This is a genomic window from Amycolatopsis thermoflava N1165, assembly GCF_000473265.1.
Lineage (GTDB): Bacteria > Actinomycetota > Actinomycetes > Mycobacteriales > Pseudonocardiaceae > Amycolatopsis_E > Amycolatopsis_E thermoflava.
Genome location: NZ_KI421511.1, coordinates 6,907,247 through 6,930,636, shown reverse-complemented (window position 1 = coordinate 6,930,636; position 23,390 = coordinate 6,907,247). Strand labels below are relative to the sequence as shown.

Below are 23,390 nucleotides of genomic sequence, written 5' to 3'. Positions count from 1 at the left end.
AAACGATTCAGAGGAGTCCGGCCACAGTGGCCGCACGGCCCAGCACGTCGCGCAGCATGGCCGGGGTGAGACGTCCGGTGAAAGTGTTCTGCTGCGAGACGTGAAATGACCCAAAAAGGTGAAGATCGGGGCTCCCGGACAGGACGAAGTGAGCGCCGTGGCCGAACTTCGGCGCCGGTTTCGGCACCGTCCAGGTCTGCGCCAGCACCGGCAGCAGCGCCTGCCACCCGAACGCGCCGAGCACGACCACCGCGCGGAGTGTCGGAAGTAACAGCTCGAACTCCCGCACCAGCCACGGGCGGCAGTTGTCCCGCTCCGACGGCAGCGGCTTGTTGGCCGGCGGCGCGCACTTGACCGGCGCGGTGATGCGCACACCCCGCAACTCCAGGCCGTCGCCGATGTGGGTGGACGTCGGCTGCGACGCCAGCCCGATGTCGTAAAGCGCCTGGTAGAGGAAGTCGCCCGAGCGGTCGCCGGTGAACATCCGGCCGGTGCGGTTCGCGCCGTGCGCGGCCGGGGCTAGCCCGACGATGGCCAGCGACGCGTCCGCGGGCCCGAACCCGGGCACCGGGCGGCCCCAGTACGTCCAGTCCGCGAAGGCGGCCCGCTTGGTCGCGGCGACCTCCTCGCGCCACGCGACGAGACGCGGGCAACGGCGGCACTCGCTCACCGCCGTGTCCAGTTCGGTCAGTGTGCGGGGTTTCGGTCGGGGCACGTTGTCAGTGTGCTCCGCTAGGTTGGCGACCATGCCGGAAACCCCCGAAGAGGAGACGAAGACCGAGGCCGCGCCCGAGCCGAGCGACGACCTCGTCACCACCCAGCACACGCTCACCGTCAAGCGGCGCAAACTCGCGTACACCGCCCAGACCGGGCGGATCGTGCTGCGCAAGGAAGTGCACACCGACGGCAAGTTCGACGGCCACACCGCCAAGGCCGAGGTGTTTCTCACCTCCTACACACTCGACGGCGCGGAGCCGGGTTCGCGGCCGGTGACGTTCGCGTTCAACGGCGGCCCCGGTTCGGCGAGCGTGTGGCTGCACATGGGCGTGCTGGGGCCGCGGCGGGTGGTGTCCGGCGACGTCGACTCGCCCGAGCCGCCGCCGTACCGCGTGGTGGACAACCCGGAAACCCTGCTGGCGCACAGCGACCTGGTGTTCATCGACCCGGTGTCCACCGGTTACTCGCGGCCGAAGAAGGGCGAAAGCGCCAAGGACTACCACGGGTTCACCGCGGACGTGGAGTCGGTGGCGGAGATCATCCGGCTGTGGACGTCCCGCAACGGCCGGTGGCTGTCGCCGAAGTACCTGGCCGGCGAGTCGTACGGCACGCTGCGGGCGGCGGCGCTGGCCGGGCACCTGCAGGAGCGGCACGGGTTCTACCTCAACGGCCTGATGCTCATCTCGAGCGTGCTGGACTTCGGCACGATCCGGTTCACCGAGGGCAACGACCAGCCGTACCCGCTGTTCGTGCCCACGTACGCGGCGATCGCGCACTACCACGGCAAGCACGGCAAGCGGAAGCTGGCGGACGTGCTGGCCGAGGCGGAGGAGTTCGCCGCGCGCGAGCTGCCGTGGGCGCTGCAGCGGGGTGCGCGGCTGACGCCGGAGGAGAAGGCGGCGGCGGTGCGGAAGCTGGCGTCGCTGACCGGACTGGACGAGTCCTATGTGGACCGGGTGAACCTGCGGATCGAGCACGTGCGGTTCTTCACCGAGCTGCTGCGGGAGCGCGGGCTGACCACGGGCCGGATGGACGGCCGCTTCACGACGTGGGAGCCGGACGGCGGACGCGAACTGATGAGCGACGACGCCTCGGTGTCCCGGATCATCGGGGCGTATTCGGCCGGTTTCAACCACTACGTCCGGTCCGAGCTTGGCTACGAGAACGATCTGCCGTACGAGGTCCTGTCGATGGACGTGGTGCGGAACTGGTCGTACTCGGAGTTCGAAGGCCGCGCGGTGTCCGCGGTGGAGGCGCTGAGCGCGGCGATGCGCGCCAACCCGCACCTGAAGGTGCACGTGGCGCTGGGCTACTACGACGGCGCGACGCCCTACTACGCCGCCGAGCACGTGCTGGCGCACCTGCAAATCCCGGAGAACCTGCGCGGCAACATCGAATCGGCCTACTACCCGGCCGGGCACATGATGTACGTGCACGAGCCATCGCGGGTGCAGCAGTCGAAGGACCTGGCGGAGTTCGTGCGATCGAGCAGCAACCGCTGACGCCGCGTGCCGCCCCGCTCAGCGGGCGGGGCGGCACGGTGGAGGTCCTCACCACGGTGGAGATTGCTCCACTCGGAGCAGTTGGTCCCCGGCAGGCGGGGAACCCGGCCGGCGTGGCGGAGGAACCGGACCCGGCGGTGCTCGCCTCGATGCGCCGCCGCCTGCGCATCGGCTCGACCCTGGTGACGGTCGCTCTGCTCACGGCGGTGCTGGCCGTCGCCGCCGGCTGGGTGAGCATCTCCACAGCCGCCGCTCCCATGGCCGGTCTCGCTGTCGGCGCCAGCCTCGGCTGGTGGCAGTACGCGCACATCCGCTCAGCGTGAGAAGGGCCGCCCCCGCAAGTGCGGGAGCGGCCCTTCCGTCACCACCTCAGCCGCGCAGGTACGCGGCTCCCCTGGTCACCGCGGCGTAGGCGTCCACCGCTCCGTGGCCGTAGAAACCGTTGAACGACGGGCTGCCCTGGCAGGTCGCGGTGTACGAGTCGTCCCGGCCCTCGTCCAGGTAGTCGACCGTCGCGGGCACCGGGCACGCGATCGGCGCCGCCGTGGCTTCGATGATCCGCTGCACCGCGTCCGGGCTCATCGTGATCCCGCCGCGGCTCGCCCGGCCGTACTCGGACACGATCAGCGCCGCCACGCCGCTCGCGTGCGGGGTGGCCATCGACGTGCCCTGCAGGAACTGGTAGTAGGCCGCCCGGCCGTCCTTCGTGACCGCCTTCTGCACGCCCGCGGCCGCACCGTCGGGGGTCACGTTGCCGTCCGCGTCGATCGTGCCCTCGGCGACACCCACGTTGCGCGGGTACGCGGACAGGATCATGTTCTCGTTCGTGCGGTACCAGTCCGTGCCGAACCCGTCGCGGAAGTAGCCGCCCGGCGCGGACACCGAGATCTGCTCCAGGCCGTAGTTCGAGTAGTCCGCCTTCGCGCCGGACGGGCCGAACGCGGAGACCCCGATGGTGTGCGGGCCCTCGACCGGCAGCGACAGGCAGGTCGCGTTGTCGATCGTGCGCGGGTGGGTCGACGACGCCGGGTAGTCCGGGCTCGTCGTGTCCGGCTGCGGCGCGCCCAGGTCGGTGTGCTGGTTGCCCAGCGCCGCGACCTCGGTGACGCCCTTGCGGTAGGCGTAGTTCATCGCCCGCGTCATGGCCTCGGTGATCGTGCGCTGTTCCAGCTGCTGCTCGGCCGAGTCCGCCGGGTTCGAGGCGCAGTTGTAGAGCCACGGGTCGACGTAGAAGCTCATGTTGACGACGTCGACGCCCGCGTCACCGGCGTAGGTGATCGCGTCGACGACCGGCTGGAGGAAGAAGAACCCGGAGTCCTGGCCGGCACGCAGGTTCACCAGTGTCACGTTCGGCGCGACCCCGGAGATGCCGAACCCGTCCGCGGCCGCGGCGATCGTGCCCGCGACGTGGGTGCCGTGCCCGTTGTCGTCGTGGTCGGCCGGGTCGACGCAACCGCGGAACTCGCACGGCCCGTCCACGACCGCACCGGTCGGGTCGGTCGGGATGTCGCGGGTGAAGTTGCGGGACGCGCCGCGGTCGAAGTTGGGGGCGATGTCCGGGTGCGTGCCGTCCACACCGGTGTCGATGATGCCCACCTTGACGCGCTTGTCGCCCGGCTGCACGGTGCGCGACATGTCCGAGCGCACCGACTTGAGGCCCCACAGCTGGTCGTCCAGCGGGTCGGTGCCGGTGGCGCCGGTCGTCGCGCCGCTGCTCTTCGGCGCCTGGCGGCCTTCCTTCTCCACGTCGGACCGCTTGGGCGCGACCTTGCCGGTGGGCGCCTGGCCGATGGCCGTCGCCTTCGCCGCGCCGTAGACCGCGTCGTCGGCCGACACGCGCTGCACGAAGCCGTTCGCCGGGGCGGTGGCCGTGATCAGGCCGACCGCCGTGTTGGTCCGCACCACGGTTCCGCCCGCCGCGCGGACGGCCTGCTCGGCGGCGGCGACGCTCTGTTCGCCGGAGGCCAGCACGGTGAACTCCGTGGTCGGCCCGGACAGCGCGGCGGGTTGTGCGCTCGCGCTGGGAAGAACGACGGCCCCGCCGATCAGCGGGACCGCGAGCGCCGCGATGAGCAACCTGGTTCGTCTCAAGGAACTCCTCCTCATCAGGGTGAGGAGGAACCTACCTTCCGGATCGCCCGATCCGGTACGAAAACCCTACCTTCGTCGGGTGCGGGAGCCGCGGCTCAGGCGAGCGAGAGCGCGATCCCGTCGAGGATGTCGTGCTCGCTGACCACCAGTTCGGCCGGTCCGCCGCGGCGTCCGATCTCCTCGGCGAGGATCTGCACGATCAGCCCGCCGCCGCCGATGACGTCGACCCGGCCGGGGTGGATCACCGGGTTCGCGGCGCGCGCCTCGTGGTCGGCCTCCAGCAGGTGCCCCGACACGCGGGTGATGTCGGCCGGAGTCAGGCGCGACAGGTGCGTCCGCTCCGAGTCGTACTCGGGCAGGTCCTGGGCCACCGCGGACAACGTGGTCACCGTGCCCGCGACGCCGATCCAGGTGCGCGCCTTCGACACGTCCACCACGTCGAACGCCTCGGCCAGCACGCCGGTGGCGAATTCGCGCGCCGCCACGATCTCGTTGGACATCGGCGGGTCCGACTTCAGCGCGCGCTCGGTGATCCGCACGCAGCCGATGTCGACCGACTTCGCCGCGGTGACCGTGGCGCGCTTGCCGTCCCACTCGCCGAGCACCAGCTCGGTCGAGCCGCCGCCGACGTCGACCACCAGGAACGGGCCGTCGTCCGGGTCCTGCTCGCCGACCGCGCCCATGAACGACAGCCGGGCCTCCTCGTCGCCGGAGATCACCTCGGCCTCGACGCCGAGGACCTCGCGCGTCATCGCGAAGAACTCGTCGCGGTTGCTCGCGTCGCGGGTCGCCGACGTGGCGACCATGCGGACCTTCTCCACACCCTTGCGCCGGGCGGCGATGGTGTAGTCCGTCAGCGCGGCGCGTGTGCGCTCCAGCGCCTCGGGCGCCAGCCGTCCGGTCGCGTCCACGCCCTGCCCGAGCCGCACGATCCGCATCTCCCGATGCAGGTCACGCAGGTCGAAGGTGCCGTCGTGACGCTCGGTCAGCTCGGCCACCAGCAGACGGATGGAGTTCGTTCCACAGTCGATCGCGGCAACACGGGGCATGCGCCCACCCTACGGGGTCGGCCCGGTCGTCGAACCCGTGGTCGAGGTCTCCGCGCCCGTCTCGGGCGGCGCGCACGGCGACGGGGTCTCCGACGTGGGCGGCGCCGTGGTGGACGTCGGCGAGGCCGGCGACGTGGGGGATTCGCAGGTCGGCGTGGTTTCCGGGGGCGGGGTGGTCGTGGTCGTGGTCGTCGTTGTCGTGGTGGTGGTCGTCGTCGTGGTGCTGCCCGTGGTCGTGGTGGTGACCAGGTCGGTGCGCCCGGACGGCGACGGCAGGGTGCTGGGCGGCGGCGCCGCGAGGATCGCCGGCGGCGGCGTGACCGGTGGCGGGGTCGGGACGGCGGTCGCGGACGGCGCGCCGACCGGCACGTCGCTGTCCGGCAGCAGGGCGACCCCGCTGCGGTAGGCCTCGGCCCAGCGGATCACCGTTTCCACGTAGGCGTCGGAGTTGTTGTAGCGGTAGATGGCGGCGCGCAGCTGCGCCGGGTCGGCGAGGTCCAGACCGCCGGAGCACAGGTAGCGCGCGGTGGCCAGGGTGGCGTCGTAGATGTTGTTCGGGTCGGCGACGCCGTCGTGGTTGCCGTCGGCGCCGTAGAAGTTCCAGGTGGTCGGGATGAACTGGGTGGGGCCGACCGCGCGGTCCCACACCGTGTCGCGGTCCCAGCGGCCGCCGTCGCTGTCCGGGATCGCGGCCACCGGGCCGACGCCGTTGAGCTGCGGGCCGAGGATCGGCTCGCGCGTGGTGCCGTTCGCGTCGACGTAGCCGCCACGCGCGTGGTTGGACTCGATGCGGCCGATACTCGCGATCAGGGCCCAGTCGATGTGGCACTCCGGGCGTTCGAGCGTCATCATGTCGGCCGCGTTGCGGTAGGCCTTGAGGGCCGTGCCCGGGATGCCGAGAGGGCCGGTGGGCAGGTCCTCCGCGGGGACCGGTTCCGGTGGTTTCGGCAGCTCGCCGTTGACGCTGACGCGCAGGACCTCCGGCGGCGCGCCCTGGATCGGGCCGATCGCGCGGTTCTGGTCGACCGGGGTGGCGGCCGTCCAGGTCTCGGTGCCGCCGCCGGCCAGGCCGGCCGGGATCACGGCGAGGACACCCCCCATGGCGGCGAGCGTGGTCTTGTGGGCCAAGCCGATTCTTCGCGCCTTGCGGCGGGCAGCCCTCACACGAGTCCGGCGCACATCCTCATCCCTCCCCGAGCGGCGACACATCCGATGCTGAACCGCGGGATGTGAAGTCCGTGTTACCGATAAGGGGATCGCCGGAACCGGCCAGAAGTGTTAGCCGGAAGTTCCGACGTTGGTAGGGGTTTTTGTGCGGCGGGTGCGGGTTTTTGTTGGCACGAAGTGGCCAATGGTGGGTGCGCGAGTGGGAATGTCGTGGTGTTACACGGCTTTCGGGCGCGTGGCTCTTGAGGCGAATTGGCGGATCGCTTGCGCCCGAACGGCCCAATGGTGGTGGGCAGGGTTGAACGGACCGTGCAACGGAGGCGCGCTCAGCGCCCAGCACCCACCGCCGACGGAGCTACTTCGCGCAGTCGCCGCTGGGCCAGTCCGCCTTGAGCAGCTCCAGCGTCTCGTCGCCGAACGGGTTCACCCCCGGGCCCATCGCGAGGCTGTGGGCGAGGTGCACGTGCAGGCACTTGACCCGCCCCGGCATGCCGCCCGCCGTGACCTGGTGTCCGAGCGGCTCCAGCGCGTCCCGCTGGGCCAGGTACGACTCGTGGGCCCGCTGGTACGCCGCGGCGAGCTCCGCGTCCTCCGCGAGCCGCTCGGTCATCTCCTTCATGATCCCGGACGCCTCCAGCCTGCCGACCAGCGACGTCAGCCTCGGGCAGGTCAGGTAGTACAACGTCGGGAACGGAGTGCCGTTCTCCAGCCGCGGGTTGGTCTGCACGACGGACGGGTGCCCGCTCGGGCAGCGCGCGGCCACCGCCCGCAGCGCACGCGCGGGCCGGCCGAGCTGCTCGGAGATGATGATCCGGTCAGCCTCGGTGACCGGTTCGAACGAGGGCAGGTCCGTCTTGCTCACGAACCCATTGTCGCAGCCACCGCGCGGTCAGCCGCCGACGGTGCTCCACAACTGCTGATACCACGCGGCATCCCCGGAGGCCACCGGATCCGCAGCGTCCCCCGCAGGCGCAACAGCCCCCTCACCAGGCAGCTGCACGATGTAGGGCGTTTCCCCGGGCATGACGTACCGCAGCCGCCGCCGGGCCTCCGCCTCGACCTGCGCCGGGTCCGACACCGCGGCCTTGCGCTGCTCCAGGAGTTGCACGTCGTGCTGCAGCTGCGCCTGCCGCTGCTCCTGTTCGGCCACCTCGGCGCGCTGCGCGAGGTACGTGCGCAACGGCACGGCGACCGTGAACGCCAGCGCGCACACCACGATCGCGAGCACCGCGGCCCGCCGCGTCGTGGACATCCCCAGCACCCGCGCGGCGCCGGCGCCGGGCTTGCCCTGGCTCCGGCGCAGGCGCGCCTTCCCGGCGGCCACCCGCCGGGCCAGCTGCGGACGGCGCGCGGGCGCCCCCTCCGTACGGCGGGCCGACGAGCCCTCCGTGCGCCGGGGGCGCCTCACGCGCTGGGATCCGCGTTGCGTCATCTACGCCGGTCAGCTCTCCGCCGAGAACCGCGGGAACGCCAGCTCACCGGCGTACCGGGCGGCGTCGCCGAGGGTCTCCTCGATGCGCAGCAGCTGGTTGTACTTCGCCACGCGCTCGCTGCGCGCCGGCGCGCCGGTCTTGATCTGGCCGACCCCGGTCGCGACCGCGAGGTCGGCGATCGTGGTGTCCTCGGTCTCGCCGGAGCGGTGGCTCATCATCGACTTGTAGCCGCTGGACGTGGCCAGCGCGATCGCGTCGAGCGTCTCCGACAGCGTGCCGATCTGGTTCACCTTCACCAGCAGCGCGTTCGCGGCGCCGCGGTTGATGCCGTCCTCGAGGCGGTCCGGGTTGGTGACGAACAGGTCGTCGCCGACGAGCTGGACGCGGTCGCCGATCTGCTGGGTCAGCGCGACCCAGCCGTCCCAGTCGTCCTCGGACAGCGGGTCCTCGATCGACACGAGCGGGTAGGCGTCCACCAACTCGCGGTAGTAGGCGCCCATCTGCTCGGCGGTGCGCTTGCTGCCCTCGAACGTGTAGGAGCCCGCGGAGAAGAACTCGGTGGCGGCGACGTCCAGCGCCAGCGCGATGTCCCGGCCCGGGGCGTACCCGGCCTTCTCGATGGCCGTGGTGATCAGGTCCAGCGCCTCGCGGTTGCTGGACAGGCTCGGGGCGAACCCGCCCTCGTCACCCAGACCGGTGGCCAGGCCGCGGCCCTTCAGCACCGACTTGAGCGAGTGGTACACCTCGGTGCCCCAGCGCAGCGCCTCGCGGAAGGACTCCGCGCCGATCGGGGCGATCATGAACTCCTGGATGTCCACGTCGGTGTCGGCGTGCGCGCCACCGTTGAGGATGTTCATCATCGGCACCGGCAGCACGTGCGCGTTCGGGCCGCCCAGGTAGCGGAACAGCTCCAGCTCGGCCGACTCGGCGGCGGCCTTCGCGACGGCGAGCGACACACCCAGCAGCGCGTTCGCGCCCAGCCGCGACTTGTCCGGGGTGCCGTCCAGGTCGACCAGCTTCTGGTCCACGATCCGCTGGTCGACGGCGTCCACACCGGCCAGCTCGGGGCCGATCTCGTCGAGCACCGCGGCGACCGCGCGCTCGACACCCTTGCCGTTGTAGCGCTTGGGGTCACCGTCGCGCAGCTCGACGGCCTCGTGTTCGCCGGTGGACGCGCCCGACGGGACAGCGGCCCGCGCCAGCGTGCCGTCGTCGAGAGCCACCTCCACCTCAACGGTCGGGTTGCCACGCGAATCCAGGATCTCGCGCGCGCCTACCTGCTCAATGACCGCCACAACTGCTCCTCATCGGTTTGTCCAGCGAAGACGCGACCAGCGTAGCCGCCATCGCAGTTCACCCGGTGGAGGCACGCGTCACTCGTCGGCCCTGACCTCCTGCCACCCGGACGGCAGATCGGCGGTGTCCGAGATCTGCTGCCAGAACGTCCAGCTGTTGCCCCCGCAGTCCAGCACCGTGAACACCCGCGCCCCGTACGGCTGGTCCTGCGGCGGCGGCACGTCGCAGCCCTCCCCGAGCGCCGCGCAGACGTACTCGTGCTGCGCGTCGGCGTCGGGCACGTACACGACGTTGAGCTGCCCGACCGGGCGGTCGACGCCCTTCGCCTCCCAGTAGTCGGCGCCGACCCCGGCGAGCACGATCTCGGCGTCACCGGCGGCGACCACGGCCTGGAAGACCTGGCCGGACGCGTCCACGTAGCGGACCTTCTCGGTGAAGCCGAAGACGCGCACCAGCCAGTCGAGCGCCTCCGTGGCATCGGTGTAGTACAGGTAGGGCGAGAGTCCGAGATACCGCGGTTCTTCGCTCATGACCGGTTAGTGCATCATGCCGCCCCGAGCCACCCTGATCGCCCCTGCCGAAACGCGCTTTCCGGGGGTAACGTCGATCAGAAGATGGAAGACTCAGAGCCCCCGCGGGGAACAGCAGGCCGGCACCCGCTGCACGCTTTTCGCGAGGCGGAGGATCTCGTCGAGAAGCGGCGTCCGCTGGACGCGCTGAAGGCGCTGCAGCCGGTGCTGGAAAGCGAACCGGACAAGCCGAGCGTCCAGCTTCTCGCCGGGCGCGCCTACTTCCACTCCGCCCAGCTCAACCGCGCCGAGCAGGCGCTGACGCGGGTCCTCGAACTCGATCCGTCCGACCACTACGCCCGCTTCGTGCTGGGACGCACGCTCCAGAGGTTGGGACGGCTGGTCGAAGCTCTGGGACAGCTGCGCATGGCCTGGGCGATGAACCCGGTGCCGGAGTACCAGGACGCGTTGTCCGAGGTGAATGCGCGGGTGCGGTTGCAGGAGGGCTGATCGCCGGCTGATGTCTTCGCCGGGGTTCGCGCGGCTTCACAGATCAAGGGATGTCCTCGCCGGACGGGCAGGCTCCGGGATGACCACCCGGCTCGGCGTCGGTTCGAAGATCAGGCGCGTGGCGCTGCTTGGGCGAGTGTGGTGGCGGTGTCGAAGATCAGCTGCGCCTCGGGGGCCAGGGTGGGGCTGCCGGTGATCGCGGCCCACCAGCCTTGCGGGGTGGCCAGGTCGGCGCCCGTCGAGCACAGAGATCTCGCCACGGTCAGCGCGGCGTCGTCGATGTCCTTCGGGTCCGGCTGCTTTCCGTCGCCCGTCGCCCTGGCCGACCACTGCTTCCAGCTGTCCTCCGGGACCGGGAGCGGACCGGTGCCGACCGCCTCCGCCTGGCCGATCGCGGCGAGCGTCGCCCACGACAGGTGGCATCCGGACCACTCCGCGCGCATCCACATCTCCGCCCGGCCGTAACCGGCCAGCAGGCGCGCCGGCAGCTTCGTCGCCGCGGCGATCTCGTTCGACCACGTGTCCAGGGCCCGCAGGTCCGACTCGCGCGGGCGGTCCTCCGGTGCGAGCCGGCCGGGTGGCGGGGCGGTCGCGCCGGGCGGAGGCCCCGAGGTCCGGGCAGCGGCGGCGGGCTGGGTCTGCGGCGGCGTCTCGCCGGGGCGCGTCACGCCGATGGTCAGGATGAGCACCAGCCCGGTCCCGGCCACCGCCGCCCCGGTGAGGACGCGCAGGGAAAACCGCCGGATCCGGGCGTCCCCCGGCTGAGTGGGTTCTGCCACCCGGACAGGTTATCCAGTCCCACTGCCAGAGGAATCACACAACTTCGTTATCGACCCGTTCCCATGCCCGCTAGCTGCGCAAACACAATACGTAGTGCCGGATTTGCGAGGTTACGCCGTTCAGGCGAACAAGATCGGGGTGGACTTTCAGGTGAGCCTTACCTAAACCTAAGCCGTCCGATGCGTCCAGGGAGGCCGCCGTGTTGTTCTCGAGCCTGCTCATCGGCCTCCGGGAAGGCCTGGAGGCCGCCCTCGTCGTGAGCATCCTCGTCGCCTTCCTGGTGAAGACCGGCAGGCGATCGGCGCTGCGCTGGGTCTGGCCGGGCATCGCCGCGGCCGTGATCCTCTCGATCGGCGTCGGCGCGATCCTGACCTTCACCACCGCCCAGTTGTCGTTCGAACAACAGGAACTGCTGGGCGGGAGCCTGTCGATCGTGGCCGTCGGGTTCGTCACCGCGATGATCTTCTGGATGCGCAAGGCGTCGAAGAGCATCGCGGCCGAACTGCGCGGCAAGATGGACGAGGCGCTCGCGGTCGGGCCGCTCGCGGTCCTGCTGCTGTCCTTCCTCGCCGTCGGGCGGGAAGGCCTGGAGACCGCGGTCTTCTTCTACGCCGCCGTGCAGACCGCGCAGGGCGGCACCACGCAGCCGTTGATCGGGTTCGCCGTCGGCATCGCCATCGCCGTCGCGATCGCCTACGGCCTCTACCGCGGTGCCATCCGCTTCGACCTCGGCAAGTTCTTCACGATCACCGGCGTGCTGCTGGTGTTCGTCGCGGCCGGTGTCCTCGGCTACGGCCTGCACGACCTGCAGGAAGCCGGTTTCCTGCCCGGCCTGCACACCCTCGCCTTCGACGCGTCCACCGCCATCCCGGAGACCTCGTGGTACGGCGCGCTGCTCAAGGGCGTCTTCAACTACTCGCAGCAGACGACCGTGCTCCAGGCCATCGCCTGGATCGCCTACGTCGTGATCGTGCTGCCGCTGTTCCTGCGGCGGCCCGCAGACAGGACCACCCCCGTGGTGGCCGGTTCCAAGGAGTGACCTTGCGCAAGACCCCACTCGCCGCCGCGGGACTCGGCGCGCTGCTCGTACTGTCCGCCTGCTCCGGCGGTGACCAGAACGCCGCTGCCGGCGGCCCGATCACGGTGGACGCCACCGACACCGCGTGCACCGTGTCGGCGACGACCGCGAACGCGGGCAACGTGACGTTCGAAGTGACCAACAAGGGCACCAAGGTCACCGAGTTCTACCTCTACGCCGAGGGCGACCGGATCATGGGTGAGGTCGAGAACATCGCCCCGGGGCTGACCCGGAAGCTGACCGTCGAGGTGCCCGAAGCCGGCACCTACCAGACGGCGTGCAAGCCGGGCATGACCGGGGACGGCATCCGCGGCGCGTTCACCGTCACCGGTGGCGCCACGCGCCAGGCCGACGCCAACACCAAGCTGGGCGACGCCACCAAGAGCTACGCCACCTACGTGGCCAGCCAGAGCGACGCGCTGCTGACCGAGACGCAGAAGTTCGCCGACGCCGTCAAGTCCGGCAACGTCGACGACGCCAAGGCCCGCTACGCGCCGACCCGCGTCTACTACGAGCGCATCGAGCCGGTCGCGGAGAAGTTCGGCGACCTCGACCCGGCCATCGACGTCCGCGAGGCCGACCTCGAAGAGGGCCAGCAGTTCACCGGCTTCCACCGGCTGGAGAAGGACCTGTGGGTCACCGGGCTGCAGGCCGACAGCGCGCAGGTCGCCGACAAGCTCGTCGCCGATGTCACCACCCTGGTGACGCAGGCGAAGGCCATCCAGCTCACACCGCTTGACCTGGCCAACGGCGCCAAGGAACTGCTCGACGAGGTCGCCACCGGCAAGATCACCGGCGAGGAGGAGATCTTCTCGCACACCGACCTGTGGGACTTCCAGGCCAACCTGGACGGCTCCGAGGCCGCGATCCAGGCGCTGCGACCGGTGCTGGCCGAACGCGACCCGCAGTTGGTGTCCGAAGTGGACGCGCAGTTCAAGAACGTGCAGACCCTGCTCGACGCGCAGCGCGCCGGCGACGGGTTCAAGTACTACACCGAGCTGTCCCAGGACCAGATCCGCGAGTTCGCCTCGGCCGTGGACGCGCTGAGCGAACCGCTGAGCAGGACCGCGGAGGTCGTCGCGCAATGACGCAGGTGTCCCGCCGCCGGCTGCTGGGGATCGCGGGTGCCGGCGTCGCTCTCGCCGGAGCCGGCGCGGCGGCCGGCGCCGGGATCGATCACGCGCTGTCCGCTTCGGAAGCGCAGGCCGCGCCGGAGATCGTGCCCTTCCACGGCGAGCACCAGGCCGGGATCGTCACACCCGCGCAGGAACACCTGCACTTCGCCGCGCTCGACGTGACGACGAAGGACCGGGCGAAGCTGGTTTCGTTGCTGCGCAAGTGGACCGACGCCGCCCGCCGGATGACCGCCGGGCAGGAAGTGGTCCAGGGTGGCGCGGTGGGCGGCGCGGGCGCCGCGCCGCCGGGCGACACCGGCGAGGCGCTCGACCTGCCCGCGGCGTCGCTGACGTTGACGATCGGGTTCGGCCCGTCGCTGTTCGACGACCGCTTCGGGCTCGCAGGCAAGCGGCCGGCCGCGCTGGCCGACCTGCCCGCGTTCCCGAAGGACAACCTGGACCCGGCCCGCAGCGGCGGTGATCTCTGCATCCAGGCGTGCGCGAACGACCCGCAGGTCGCGGTGCACGCGGTGCGCAACCTGGTGCGGATCGGGTTCGGCACCACCGAGGTGCGCTGGTCGCAGCTCGGGTTCGGGCGCAGCGCCTCGACGTCGACGTCGCAGGTGACACCGCGGAACCTGTTCGGCTTCAAGGACGGCACGAACAACCTCAAGGCCGAGGACCCGGCCGCGCTGGCGCAGCACGTGTGGGTCGCGCCGGGCGACGGCCCGGAGTGGATGGCGGGCGGCAGCTACCTGGTCGCACGGCGGATCCGCATGCACATCGAGACGTGGGACCGGACGTCGCTGGACGAGCAGGAGCGGATCGTCGGCCGCGCGAAGGGCACGGGGGCGCCGCTCGGGCAGGCCGCCGAGTTTGACCCGGTCGACCTGCACGTCGGTGGCGCGGACGGCGAACCGCTGATCGCCACGGACGCCCACATCCGGCTGGCGTCGGCGGAGAACCTGAACGGGGCCCGGATCCTGCGCCGCGGCTACAACTTCGTCGACGGCTCGGACGGCGTCGGGCACCTCGAAGCGGGCCTGTTCTTCATCTGCTTCAACCGCGACCCGCGCACCCAGTTCGTGCCGATGCAGAAGGCGTTGTCGGCGAAGGACTCGATGATGGAGTACGTCGAACACACCGGCTCGGCGCTGTTCGCGGTTCCGCCCGGCGTGACCGAGACCGGCTACTGGGGCGAGTCGCTGTTCGCCTGAGGCCAGTGGGCGCGCCAGGCGTCGGCGTCCATCGCCGCCGGGTCCAGTCCGGCCGCCCTGGCCGCCTTCTCCGCCGCCCGCACGTCCGCCGCGAACCGCTTCGCCACCGCGCGCAGCTCGCCCTCCGGGTCGACCCCGGATCGCCGCGCGGAGGCGGCCAGCCGGAACAGCTGCTCGGCGGGCGAATCGCCACCGGGGAACAGCTCCGCGGGCAGGCCGGCGCGGCCGGTGCGCTGCCCCAGCTTGCCCGCCAGCGCCACCGCGGGCTGCCCGAGTGCCACACCGTCCACGCTGGACTCGCGGCGCTTCTCGGCCTGCTTCAGCTCCTCCCAGCGCACCTGCTGGTGCGCCGCGGTGTGCACGCGCTCGGCGTCGGTGAACACGTGCGGATGCCGCCCGACCAGCTTGGCGACCAGCGCGGACGCCACCGCGTCCACGTCGAACGGGTCCTCGGCGTCCTCGGCGGCCACCCGCGCGTGGAAGAGCACCTGGAGCAGCACGTCGCCCAGCTCCTCGCGCAGCGCGGCGCGGTCGCCCTCCTCGATCGCGTCCAGCAGCTCGTAGGTCTCCTCGACCAGGTACTGCCGCAGCGAGTCGTGGGTCTGCTCGGCGTCCCACGGGCAACCGCCCGGGGAGCGGAGCCGGTCCATCACCTTCGCGGCCTCGACCAGACCCGCGCCGGAGGGCTGGGCGATCACCCGCGAACCGGCCCGCACCAGGGCCGCCACCGCGGGGTCTTCGGCGTCCGCGGCGAACAGCACCACCGGGCCCGGCTCGGCGGCCAGGTCGTCCGGCGCCGGCTTCGCGCCCAGCAGGTCGGCCAGCTCACTGTCGATCCCGGACGCGTACACGGTGTGCGCGCTGCGCAGGAACGGCACGGCGGCCGGCGGGATCCCGGCGTCCGGGTAGGGCAGGAGCACGACCGTCACGGCTGTGCGGCACCCTTCACCGGCACGACGGCGCCGGTGGTTTCGGCGCTGCTCGGAGCGAGGTTCATGGCCACAGGATCCCACACGCCGTAGCGCGGGTTGATGCGAACGCCGGCCTCCTCGACGTACGGCTGCAGCAGCCGCTGGCCGATGGCCGCGAGCTGCCCCGCCGACGGCTGCGTGACCTGCTCGCCCGACGACGGCGCGTTCAGGTTCCGCTCCCGCACGATCGCGACGATCCACACCGCCTGCTCCTGGCTCGGCTGGAACGCGACCACCGTGCCGGGCTGTACCCCGAACAGGACCAGCGTGGCGAGGTCCGGGGCTTGCGCGGCCGGCACCACCTCGCCGGTGCTCGTGCGCTCCCCCGCGGCCGCATCGGCCCGGATGACCTCGGCGGCGGCCGTCGGGCTCTGCGCCATCTCCTCGGCCTTGGCGATCGCGCGCTCCCGCCGGTCCAGCGGCTGGTCACCACCGATGTCGGAGGACACCGAGGTGTAGTCGAACGTGACCGACATGCGGTCGAGGTACTTCTGCCCCAGCGCCTGCAGCAGCAGGCTGTCGGTGATCACCTCGCGGTGGTCGCGCACCCGGTTGGCGATCTGCTGCGCCAGCTGCGAAGGATCCGCGCCCGCGGTGTCGACCGGGTCGGCGAGCGGGTCGGCGGCGAGGAACTGGTCGAGCAGCCGGGGGTCGACGGCCAGCCCCTCCCGCTGGGCGGCGCGCATGAGGACGTCGTGGACCACCAGCTGGCGCACGATCTCGCGGCCGAGCAGGTCCAGCTTGTGCTGCTGGGACAGCTGCTGCGCGACCGGCTGCTCGCGCACGGCCTTGTCCAGCAGGTCCTGCACCTGGTCCACGGTGACCTCGCGGTCGCTGAAGATCACGGCGGAGCCCACCTGGCTCGGCCCGGACCCGCAGCCGGCGAGCAGCAGGCAGGCGGCGAGCGCGGCGAGCAGCGACCGGGAGCGACCCATGATCCGCATCACACCGCGTACCCTCTCATACCGGACCCGAACGGGCGAACCTCACTGCCCCTGCGGCCACCGCACGTGCGCGTCGTGCTCGGGGTGCTTGCGCAGGTACGCCGCGATGAACGGGCACAGCGGCACGATCGTCTTGCCGCGCTCCACCACGTCCTCGACGGCCGCCTTGGCGAGCTTCGAGCCGAGGCCCTGTCCGGAGAACGCGTCGTCGATCTCGGTGTGCGTGAAGATCACGTTGTCGCCGCGCTCGCGGTACTCGGCGAACCCGCCCAGCTTGTCCTCGACGAAGATCTCGTAGCGGCTCTTCTCTTCGTTCCGCGTGACCACGGCGTCTCCTAACCGACGGGGGCGGGTTTCTTGGTCAAGTTGATCAGTAGCTTGGTGCACCAGTCCAGCAATGCGTCGTCACGCAGCGCGGGCGCGCCCATGCGGCCGCCCGCCGGGCCTTCGGTCGGCTTCGGCACCGTCACCATCCGCATCGCGGCCTTGTAGTTCGCCTTCGGGTACAGCCGCTTCAGCCGCACCATCTGCGAGTCCATCAGCTCCAGCGGCGCGAAGCGGATGTTGTTGCCCTGTGCGGAAACCTCGGTGACGCCCGCCGAGCGGCAGACGTGCCGGAACCGCGCCACCGCGAGCAGCCGCTGCACCGGAGCGGGCGGCTGGCCGTAACGGTCGATCAGCTCCTCCTCGACCGCGCGCAGCTCGTCGTCGTCCACCGCGGCCGCGATCTTGCGGTAGGCCTCCAGGCGCAGCCGCTCGCCGGGGACGTAGTCGTGCGGGATGTGCGCGTCCACCGGCAGGTCGACGCGGACCTCGCGCAGCTCCTCCTCCTCGGCGGGCGCCTCGCCGGCGCTGCGGCGGAACACGTCGACCGCCTCGCCGACCAGCCGCACGTACAGGTCGAACCCGACGCCCGCGATGTGCCCGGACTGCTCGGCGCCGAGGATGTTCCCGGCGCCGCGGATCTCCAGGTCCTTCATCGCGACCGCCATGCCCGCGCCCAGCTCGGTGTTCTGCGCGATCGTCGCGAGCCGGTCGTGCGCGGTCTCGGTCAGCGGGCTCTCCGGCGGGTACAGGAAGTACGCGTAGCCGCGCTCCCGCCCGCGCCCGACGCGGCCGCGCAGCTGGTGCAGCTGCGCCAGCCCGAGCAGGTCGCCGCGCTCGACGATGAGCGTGTTCGCGTTCGAGATGTCCAGGCCGGTTTCCACGATCGTCGTGCAGACCAGCACGTCGTACTCGCGCTCCCAGAAGCCCTGGATGATCTTTTCGAGCTTCTCCTCGTTCATCTGGCCGTGCGCGGTGACCACCCGCGCCTCGGGCACCAGCTCGCGGATCCGGCGCGCCGCCTTCTCGATCGAGGACACCCGGTTGTGCACGTAGAACACCTGGCCGTCGCGCAGCAGCTCGCGCCGGATGGCGGCGGCCACCTGCTTGTCGTCGTACGCGCCGACGTAGGTCAAGATCGGGTGCCGGTCCTCCGGCGGGGTCAGGATCGTGGACATCTCACGGATGCCGGCCAGCGACATCTCCAGCGTGCGCGGGATCGGCGTGGCCGACATGGTCAGCACGTCGACGTGCGTGCGCAGCGCCTTGATGTGCTCCTTGTGCTCGACGCCGAACCGCTGCTCCTCGTCGACGATGACCAGGCCCAGGTCCTTGTAGCGAATGCCGGTCTGCAGCAGGCGGTGCGTGCCGATCACGATGTCGACGGTGCCGTCGGCGAGCCCGGCCAGCGTCGCCTCCGCCTCGATCTTGTCGGTGAACCGGGACAAGCCCTTGATGGTCACCGGGAACGACGCCATCCGGCCGGCGAACGTGTTCAGGTGCTGCTGCGCGAGCAGGGTGGTCGGCACCAGCACCGCGACCTGCTTGCCGTCCTGCACCGCCTTGAACGCCGCGCGCACCGCGATCTCGGTCTTGCCGTAGCCGACGTCACCGCAGATGACGCGGTCCATCGGCACGCCGCGCTCCATGTCCGCCTTGACCTCGTCGATCGCGGCGAGCTGGTCGTTGGTCTCGGTGAACGGGAACGCGTCCTCCAGCTCGCGCTGCCACGGCGTGTCCGGCCCGAACGGGTGGCCGGGCGAGGCCTGGCGGGCCGCGTAGAGCTGCACCAGCTCGGCCGCGATCTCCTTGACCGCCTTGCGCGCCTTGGCCTTGGTGTTCTTCCAGTCCGAGCCGCCCAGCTTGTTCAGCGTGGGCAGCTCGCCGCCGACGTAGCGGGACACCTCGTCGAGCTGGTCGCTCGGCACGTACAGCCGGTCGCCCGGGTGGCCGCGCTTGGACGAGGCGTACTCCAGCACCAGGTACTCGCGGGTGGCGCCGCCGACGGTGCGCTGCACCATCTCCACGAACCGGCCGATGCCGTGCTGATCGTGCACCACGTAGTCGCCGGGCCTGAGCGCCAGCGGGTCGACCGCGTTGCGGCGGCGGGAGGGCATCTTCGTGCCCAGGTCGCGCGTCGCCGAGCCGGCGGTGGCGCCGCGGCCGGTCAGGTCGGCCTCGGTGAGCACGACCAGCCGCAGCTCGGGAGCGACGAACCCCTCGGCGAGGCCACCGCAGGCGACCGTGACGATGCCCGGCGCGGGCTGGTCGAGCAAGCCGTCCGCGGCGTGGGTCGCGGAGATCCCGGCCGTGGACAGCTGCTCCACCGCGCGGGCGGCGGTGCCGTGCCCGGCCACCACGAGCACCGCGGTGCCGTCCGCCGCCAGGTGCGCCCGCAGGTCGGCGACCGCGCGCTCCAGGTCACCGCGGTAGGCGGGCGAGGCCTCCACGCCGATGCGGATGACGTCGGCGTCCTCGCTGGTCAGCTGCGACAGCGTCCACCACGGACGGCCGGTCTCGCCGGCGTGCTTGGCGACCTCTTCGAGGTTGCGGTACGCCGACGCGCCCAGGTCGATCGGCGCCTGACCTCCCCCGGCGGCAGACATCCAGGACGCTTCCAGGAACTCCTGCCCGGTGCGCACCAGGTCGGCGGCGCGGGCGCGGATCTTCTCCGGGTCGGCCAGCACGACGTGCGTGCCCTCCGGCATCGCGTCGGTGAGCAGCTCCAGCTCGCCCTCGCACAGCACCGGGATGAGGGCCTCCATGCCCTCGACCGGGATGCCGCCGGCCAGCTTGGTGAGCATCTCGGCCAGCTGCGCGTCGGCCTCGTACTGCTCGGCCAGCTCGCCGGCGCGGGCCTTCACGTCCGGCGTGAACAGCAGCTCCCGGCACGGCGGGGCGTAGACGGAGGACAACTCGCCGGGCAGCGACCGCTGGTCCGACACCGCGAACGCGCGGACCTCGCTGACCTCGTCGCCCCAGAACTCGACCCGGTACGGGTGGTCGGCCGTCGGCGGGAAGATGTCCAGGATGCCGCCGCGGACGGCGAACTCGCCGCGCTTCTCGACCATGTCCACGCGCGTGTAGGCCAGCTCGACCAGCCGCTCCAGCAGCGGCTCGAACTCCTCCTCCTCGCCGACGCGCAGCTCGACCGGCGCGAGGCTGCCAAGCCCCGGCGCCATCGGCTGGATCAGGCTGCGGACCGTGGCCACCACCACGCGCGGGGCGCGGTCGGTGTGCAGGCGGTGCAGCACGTCCAGGCGGCGGCCGACGGTGTCCGCGCGCGGGGACAGGCGTTCGTGCGGCAGCGTCTCCCAGGACGGGAAGTCGGCCACCGCGTCGGCGCCGATCAGGCTCGCGAGCGCGGCCGTCAGCTCCTCGGCCTCGCGGCCGGTGGCGGTGACGGCCAGCACCGGGCGGCCCGCCCCGGCGTCGGACGCCAGCGCGGCGACCACCAGCTGGCGGGTGGCCGTGGCGCCGGAGAGTTCCAGCAGGGGCGCGCCGGCCCGCTCGATCACCGCGCGCAGGGCGGGGTCGGGCAGGACGGCGGAGAGCAGGCCGGACAACTGCGGGTCGGACACGAAAACGATCTCCCTGGAGCACGCGGGCACACCCCTGCCCGGGCTGGCGGAGGGATCAGGGGCTCTCGTGTTCCAGGGTACGTCGCAGGGGCGACAAAATTTCGGCGAGTCCCGCGAGCTGGTGGTCGATCTCGCGCGGATCGAGCGCCGCGATGCGCAGCAGGATGTGCCGGGCCCCGGCCTCGGCGAAGCGCCTGAGCTGGGCGATCACCTCGTCCGGGCCGCCGGTGATCATCACCTGGATCTTTCCCACCCAGTCGAGTGGCGCCTGGTAGGTGGCCTGGCAGTACTCCTCCAGCGCCGCCGTCCCCCCGCCGAGGTGGACGGTCGCGAAGAGGGCGGGCGTGACGTCGCGGCCCTGCTCGCCGATGGTGGCCAGGCCGCTCGCGTAGTCGGCCGGGTCGGGCGGGTACGGCAGCCAGCCGTCGTACAGTTTCCCGGCGCGGCGCAGCGCGGCCGGGGTGATGCCGCCGAGCCAGACCGGCGGGCCGCCGGGCTGGGCGGGGCGCGGCACCTCGGGCAGCCAGTCGTAGTGCAGGACCTTGCCGTGGAAGGACTCCGGGTGGCCGGTCCACAGCTGCTTCCACAGCGCCACGGTGTCGTCGAGGTACGAGAAGCGGGTCTTGAAGTCCACGCCGACCAGGTCGAACTCGTGCTCGCTGCGGCCCGGGAACCCGGCGCCGACGCCGATGATCAGCCGTCCGCCGGAGACGAGGTCGAGCGAGGAGATCGTGAGGGCGGCCTGCGCCGGGTGGCGGTAGGCGGGGATGAGGGTCGCGGTGCCGAGCCGCACGGTTTCGGTGGCCTGCGCGACGGCGGTGAGCAGGGTCAGCGGCTCGACCCTGGCGCGCGACAGCGAGTCGCCCGCCCAGACCGAGTCGAAACCGAGGCGCTCGGCGCGCACGGCGATGTCCACGATGTCGGTGACCGAGCCGCCGGCCGCGAGCTGGGCCTGCCCGGCGGGCAGGAGTAGTCCGATCTGCATGCGCTCACGGTGTCGCCGGGGCGCGCTGGCAGCAATTCCCGCCCGGGAATGATCAGGCGGGGCCGCCGGGCCCGATCTCGAACGGCTGCCGCACCGGCAGGTCGGGCTGCTCGGTCTCGACGACCTCCACCAGGTCGTCGGGCAGCACGCGCGGCGGCAACTCGCCGAACCGCGCGAACCGGAGGAAGGCCAGCTCTTCGTCGGTGAACCGCTCGGGCACCCGGCACCTCCAGTCGGTCATTCCCCGCCGGGAATGGCGGGCGACGCACCCCCGGTAGTAAGCATGCGGGGTGACGACGGCTTTTGGAAGTGCCCTCAAGGACTGGCGCACCCGGCGGCGCCTGTCCCAGCTCGAACTCGCCCTCCGCGCGGGCACGACGCAGCGGCACGTCAGCTTCATGGAGAGCGGCCGGTCGGTGCCGGGACGCGGCATGGTCGTGCGCGTGGCCGAGTCGCTGCAACTGCCGCTGCGCGAACGCAACGCGCTCCTGCTCAGCGCCGGGTACGCCCCGACCTATCCGGAGACCGACCTGTCAGATCCGGCGCTGCGGCCGGTGCTCGACGCGCTGGAGCGGCTCCTCGACGGGCACGAGCCGTACCCGGCGATCGTGGTGGACCGGTTCGGCGACCTGGTCGCGACCAACAAGGCCGCGGACGTCCTCACCGAGGGCGCCGCGCCCGAGCTGCTCGAACCGCCGGTCAACGTGCTGCGCCTGGCCCTGCACCCGCATGGGATGGCGCCGCGCATCGGGAACTTCGACGACTGGGCGCGCCACGTGCTGGAGCGGCCGCGGCAGGAACACGCCAAGGCCCCCCACCCCCGCCACGCCGAACTGCTCGCCGAGCTGGAGGGCTACCTGCCCGGGCCGCCGAACCTGGACGCCGACCACCTCGGGTTCGCCGTGCCGCTGGTCCTGCGCACCTCCCGGGGCGAGATGCGGCTGCTCACCGCGATCACCACGTTCGCCACCGCGGTCGACGTCACGGTGTCGGAGCTGCGCCTGGAGACGTTCCTGCCCGCCGACGACGAGACCGCGCACATCCTCACCCGATGAGCGACCCGCCCGCCTTGCCCACCAGCAGCGCGGCCACCACCCACACCACCGCCGCGGTCATGCTCACCACCAGGAACCGCGGGTACGGCACCGCCGCCGCGCCGGCCACCCGCGGCATCAGCGTCCGTGCCCCGGCGAGGAACCGCGCCGCGAACACCGCCACCACCCCGTACCGCGCGATGCGCGACTCGACCCGGCGCCAGCGGGCCGACCTGATCCGCCGCCCCAGCCTGCGCCCCTCCAGGTAGGCCAGCTGATCGCCGAACACGGCCGCGGCCGCGACGACCGCCATCGCCAGCCACAGGTTCACCGTGCCCTGCCCGGCGAGGAAGCCGACGAGCAGCAGCGTCGACAAAGTGGGCAGCACGATTCCCGGCAGCAGCGCGGTTTCCGCGGCGATCACCGCCGCCGCGACCAGGTAGACCAGCGCGGGCGGGAGGGTGGCGATGGCGTCGATCACGGCGTCACGGCCGCTCGGTGCACGAAGGCGGGCGGCAGGTTGCCCCACACCACCCGGCTGCGGCCGACGAACCCGAACCGCCGGGCCAGCGCGGCCTCGAACCGCCTGGCGGCGGGCAGCCACGCGGCGTGCAGGTAGGCGAAGGTCGCGAACCGCCCACCCGGTACGAGGACCTCGCCAACCTGGTCGAGGACGCGCTCCTGCCGGGCGCGCGGGAACAGCGCCCACGGCAGCCCGGACACCACCACGTCCGCCGTGCGCACGTGCCGGGCCAGGTGCTCGGCCGACCCGGTGATCACCTCGACGCGCTCGTGCCGCTGTGCGAGCGCCTCGGCCAGCCGCGGGTTGACCTCGACCGCGGTCAGCCGCGCGCCGGGACCCAGCCGGGTGAGCAGGGCTTCGGTGAACACCCCGGTGCCGGGCCCGAGTTCGACGACGTGCGCCGCCCGTTCCACGCCGATCCCGGCGACCACGGCCGACGCCAGGCGCCGGGAGCTGGCCGCGATCGCGCCGGTGTGCGCGGGGGCCCGGAGGAATTCCCTGGTGATGGACATGTCTCCGACGCTAGGAACGCCACCGCCCGGACACCTCGGCATCGCGGCCGCA

General features: G+C 71.9%; 24 protein-coding genes. 7 read left to right on the top strand and 17 right to left on the bottom strand.

Going from position 1 to position 23,390, the window contains the following annotated elements; translation table 11 throughout:
• Positions 1–7: 7 nt before the first annotated feature.
• Positions 8–748, bottom strand: a complete 741-nt coding sequence (locus AMYTH_RS0134465) for a uracil-DNA glycosylase (RefSeq protein ID WP_208722392.1) — start codon at positions 746–748, stop codon at positions 8–10.
• Here AMYTH_RS0134465 and AMYTH_RS0134460 point away from each other — a divergent pair.
• Together AMYTH_RS0134460 and AMYTH_RS0134455 are read left to right on the top strand one after the other, a co-directional pair.
• Entirely contained in the window at positions 747–2,219 is a 1,473-nt protein-coding gene (locus tag AMYTH_RS0134460) for a S10 family peptidase (protein ID WP_027934042.1), read from the top strand. The genes AMYTH_RS0134465 and AMYTH_RS0134460 overlap by 2 nt on opposite strands.
• A gap of 113 nt (positions 2,220–2,332) precedes the next feature.
• On the top strand, positions 2,333–2,542 hold the full coding sequence (locus AMYTH_RS0134455; protein WP_027934041.1) for a hypothetical protein: 210 nt from the start codon (positions 2,333–2,335) through the stop codon (positions 2,540–2,542).
• 46 nt (positions 2,543–2,588) lie between these two features.
• Here the strand turns inward: AMYTH_RS0134455 and AMYTH_RS0134450 are convergent, their stop codons facing one another.
• The 7 genes from AMYTH_RS0134450 to AMYTH_RS0134420 all read right to left on the bottom strand — a co-directional run bounded on the left by AMYTH_RS0134450 (position 2,589) and on the right by AMYTH_RS0134420 (position 9,785).
• Positions 2,589–4,310 (bottom strand): S8 family serine peptidase, encoded by a 1,722-nt coding sequence (locus AMYTH_RS0134450; protein ID WP_431907926.1) that lies wholly within the window; start codon positions 4,308–4,310, stop codon positions 2,589–2,591.
• 95 nt (positions 4,311–4,405) lie between these two features.
• Entirely contained in the window at positions 4,406–5,359 is a 954-nt protein-coding gene (locus AMYTH_RS0134445) for a Ppx/GppA phosphatase family protein (protein ID WP_027934039.1), read from the bottom strand.
• Positions 5,360–5,368: 9 nt separating this feature from the next.
• Entirely contained in the window at positions 5,369–6,460 is a 1,092-nt protein-coding gene (locus tag AMYTH_RS0134440; RefSeq protein ID WP_228685074.1) for a lytic transglycosylase domain-containing protein, read from the bottom strand.
• Between the two features lie 421 nt (positions 6,461–6,881).
• On the bottom strand, positions 6,882–7,388 hold the full coding sequence (locus tag AMYTH_RS0134435) for a DUF501 domain-containing protein (protein WP_017984867.1): 507 nt from the start codon (positions 7,386–7,388) through the stop codon (positions 6,882–6,884).
• Between the two features lie 27 nt (positions 7,389–7,415).
• Complete coding sequence (locus AMYTH_RS0134430; RefSeq protein ID WP_084022732.1) at positions 7,416–7,934, bottom strand: FtsB family cell division protein; 519 nt, start codon at positions 7,932–7,934, stop codon at positions 7,416–7,418.
• A gap of 33 nt (positions 7,935–7,967) precedes the next feature.
• Complete coding sequence (gene eno / locus AMYTH_RS0134425) at positions 7,968–9,254, bottom strand: phosphopyruvate hydratase (RefSeq protein WP_017984869.1); 1,287 nt, start codon at positions 9,252–9,254, stop codon at positions 7,968–7,970.
• A gap of 78 nt (positions 9,255–9,332) precedes the next feature.
• Positions 9,333–9,785 (bottom strand): VOC family protein, encoded by a 453-nt coding sequence (locus tag AMYTH_RS0134420; RefSeq protein ID WP_017984870.1) that lies wholly within the window; start codon positions 9,783–9,785, stop codon positions 9,333–9,335.
• Positions 9,786–9,869: 84 nt separating this feature from the next.
• Here AMYTH_RS0134420 and AMYTH_RS0134415 point away from each other — a divergent pair, with 84 nt between their 5' ends.
• Positions 9,870–10,274, top strand: coding sequence for a tetratricopeptide repeat protein (locus AMYTH_RS0134415; RefSeq protein WP_017984871.1), 405 nt, complete (start codon positions 9,870–9,872; stop codon positions 10,272–10,274).
• Between the two features lie 110 nt (positions 10,275–10,384).
• Here the strand turns inward: AMYTH_RS0134415 and AMYTH_RS0134410 are convergent, their stop codons facing one another.
• Positions 10,385–11,053, bottom strand: a complete 669-nt coding sequence (locus tag AMYTH_RS0134410; RefSeq protein ID WP_027934036.1) for a lysozyme family protein — start codon at positions 11,051–11,053, stop codon at positions 10,385–10,387.
• A 200-nt stretch (positions 11,054–11,253) separates the two neighbouring features.
• Between AMYTH_RS0134410 and efeU the strand changes: the two genes are divergently transcribed.
• Genes efeU through efeB form a run of 3 tightly spaced genes read left to right on the top strand, consistent with a single transcriptional unit; the run spans position 11,254 to position 14,464 of the window.
• Positions 11,254–12,093 carry an iron uptake transporter permease EfeU gene (gene efeU, locus AMYTH_RS0134405; RefSeq protein ID WP_027934035.1) on the top strand — a complete coding sequence of 280 codons (840 nt, stop codon included), beginning with the start codon at positions 11,254–11,256 and terminating at the stop codon, positions 12,091–12,093.
• Positions 12,090–13,220 carry an iron uptake system protein EfeO gene (gene efeO, locus AMYTH_RS0134400; RefSeq protein ID WP_027934034.1) on the top strand — a complete coding sequence of 377 codons (1,131 nt, stop codon included), beginning with the start codon at positions 12,090–12,092 and terminating at the stop codon, positions 13,218–13,220. The genes efeU and efeO overlap by 4 nt, the downstream gene beginning before the upstream one ends.
• Positions 13,217–14,464: an iron uptake transporter deferrochelatase/peroxidase subunit gene (gene efeB / locus AMYTH_RS0134395; RefSeq protein ID WP_027934033.1), complete on the top strand. Its 1,248-nt coding sequence runs from the start codon at positions 13,217–13,219 to the stop codon at positions 14,462–14,464. The genes efeO and efeB overlap by 4 nt, the downstream gene beginning before the upstream one ends.
• On the opposite strand, the gene AMYTH_RS0134390 is transcribed toward efeB, so the two are convergent.
• From AMYTH_RS0134390 to AMYTH_RS49240, 6 genes are read right to left on the bottom strand one after another with little or no spacing between them, the layout of a single operon-like run.
• Positions 14,437–15,393: a MazG family protein gene (locus AMYTH_RS0134390; protein ID WP_027934032.1), complete on the bottom strand. Its 957-nt coding sequence runs from the start codon at positions 15,391–15,393 to the stop codon at positions 14,437–14,439. The genes efeB and AMYTH_RS0134390 overlap by 28 nt on opposite strands.
• On the bottom strand, positions 15,390–16,370 hold the full coding sequence (locus AMYTH_RS0134385) for a hypothetical protein (RefSeq protein ID WP_228685072.1): 981 nt from the start codon (positions 16,368–16,370) through the stop codon (positions 15,390–15,392). Before AMYTH_RS0134385 ends, AMYTH_RS0134390 begins: the two co-directional genes overlap by 4 nt.
• A 51-nt stretch (positions 16,371–16,421) precedes the next feature.
• A complete protein-coding gene (locus tag AMYTH_RS0134380; RefSeq protein WP_027934030.1) occupies positions 16,422–16,706 on the bottom strand; it encodes a GNAT family N-acetyltransferase in 285 nt (94 codons plus the stop codon).
• 8 nt (positions 16,707–16,714) lie between these two features.
• Positions 16,715–20,284, bottom strand: a complete 3,570-nt coding sequence (gene mfd / locus AMYTH_RS0134375; RefSeq protein WP_084022875.1) for a transcription-repair coupling factor — start codon at positions 20,282–20,284, stop codon at positions 16,715–16,717.
• A 55-nt stretch (positions 20,285–20,339) separates the two neighbouring features.
• Entirely contained in the window at positions 20,340–21,269 is a 930-nt protein-coding gene (locus tag AMYTH_RS0134370) for an LLM class flavin-dependent oxidoreductase (RefSeq protein WP_027934028.1), read from the bottom strand.
• Between the two features lie 52 nt (positions 21,270–21,321).
• Positions 21,322–21,510 (bottom strand): hypothetical protein, encoded by a 189-nt coding sequence (locus AMYTH_RS49240; RefSeq protein ID WP_148085724.1) that lies wholly within the window; start codon positions 21,508–21,510, stop codon positions 21,322–21,324.
• A 49-nt stretch (positions 21,511–21,559) separates the two neighbouring features.
• Here AMYTH_RS49240 and AMYTH_RS0134360 point away from each other — a divergent pair, with 49 nt between their 5' ends.
• Positions 21,560–22,324, top strand: coding sequence for a helix-turn-helix transcriptional regulator (locus tag AMYTH_RS0134360; RefSeq protein WP_027934027.1), 765 nt, complete (start codon positions 21,560–21,562; stop codon positions 22,322–22,324).
• On the opposite strand, the gene AMYTH_RS0134355 is transcribed toward AMYTH_RS0134360, so the two are convergent.
• Together AMYTH_RS0134355 and AMYTH_RS0134350 are read right to left on the bottom strand one after the other, a co-directional pair.
• On the bottom strand, positions 22,314–22,784 hold the full coding sequence (locus AMYTH_RS0134355) for a DedA family protein (RefSeq protein WP_027934026.1): 471 nt from the start codon (positions 22,782–22,784) through the stop codon (positions 22,314–22,316). The genes AMYTH_RS0134360 and AMYTH_RS0134355 overlap by 11 nt on opposite strands.
• Entirely contained in the window at positions 22,781–23,338 is a 558-nt protein-coding gene (locus AMYTH_RS0134350; RefSeq protein ID WP_027934025.1) for a class I SAM-dependent methyltransferase, read from the bottom strand. The genes AMYTH_RS0134355 and AMYTH_RS0134350 overlap by 4 nt, the downstream gene beginning before the upstream one ends.
• Between the last annotated feature and the right edge of the window lie 52 nt (positions 23,339–23,390).

Coding starts and splice junctions, on each gene's coding strand:
- AMYTH_RS0134460 (WP_027934042.1), top strand. CDS start 747: ATGCCGGAAACCCCCGAAGAGGAGACGAAGACCGAGGCCGCGCCCGAG.
- AMYTH_RS0134465 (WP_208722392.1), bottom strand. CDS start 748: ATGGTCGCCAACCTAGCGGAGCACACTGACAACGTGCCCCGACCGAAA.
- AMYTH_RS0134445 (WP_027934039.1), bottom strand. CDS start 5,359: ATGCCCCGTGTTGCCGCGATCGACTGTGGAACGAACTCCATCCGTCTG.
- AMYTH_RS0134440 (WP_228685074.1), bottom strand. CDS start 6,460: ATGGGGGGTGTCCTCGCCGTGATCCCGGCCGGCCTGGCCGGCGGCGGC.
- AMYTH_RS0134420 (WP_017984870.1), bottom strand. CDS start 9,785: ATGAGCGAAGAACCGCGGTATCTCGGACTCTCGCCCTACCTGTACTAC.
- AMYTH_RS0134415 (WP_017984871.1), top strand. CDS start 9,870: ATGGAAGACTCAGAGCCCCCGCGGGGAACAGCAGGCCGGCACCCGCTG.
- efeB (WP_027934033.1), top strand. CDS start 13,217: ATGACGCAGGTGTCCCGCCGCCGGCTGCTGGGGATCGCGGGTGCCGGC.
- AMYTH_RS0134385 (WP_228685072.1), bottom strand. CDS start 16,370: ATGGGTCGCTCCCGGTCGCTGCTCGCCGCGCTCGCCGCCTGCCTGCTG.
- AMYTH_RS0134370 (WP_027934028.1), bottom strand. CDS start 21,269: ATGCAGATCGGACTACTCCTGCCCGCCGGGCAGGCCCAGCTCGCGGCC.
- AMYTH_RS49240 (WP_148085724.1), bottom strand. CDS start 21,510: ATGACCGACTGGAGGTGCCGGGTGCCCGAGCGGTTCACCGACGAAGAG.
- AMYTH_RS0134350 (WP_027934025.1), bottom strand. CDS start 23,338: ATGTCCATCACCAGGGAATTCCTCCGGGCCCCCGCGCACACCGGCGCG.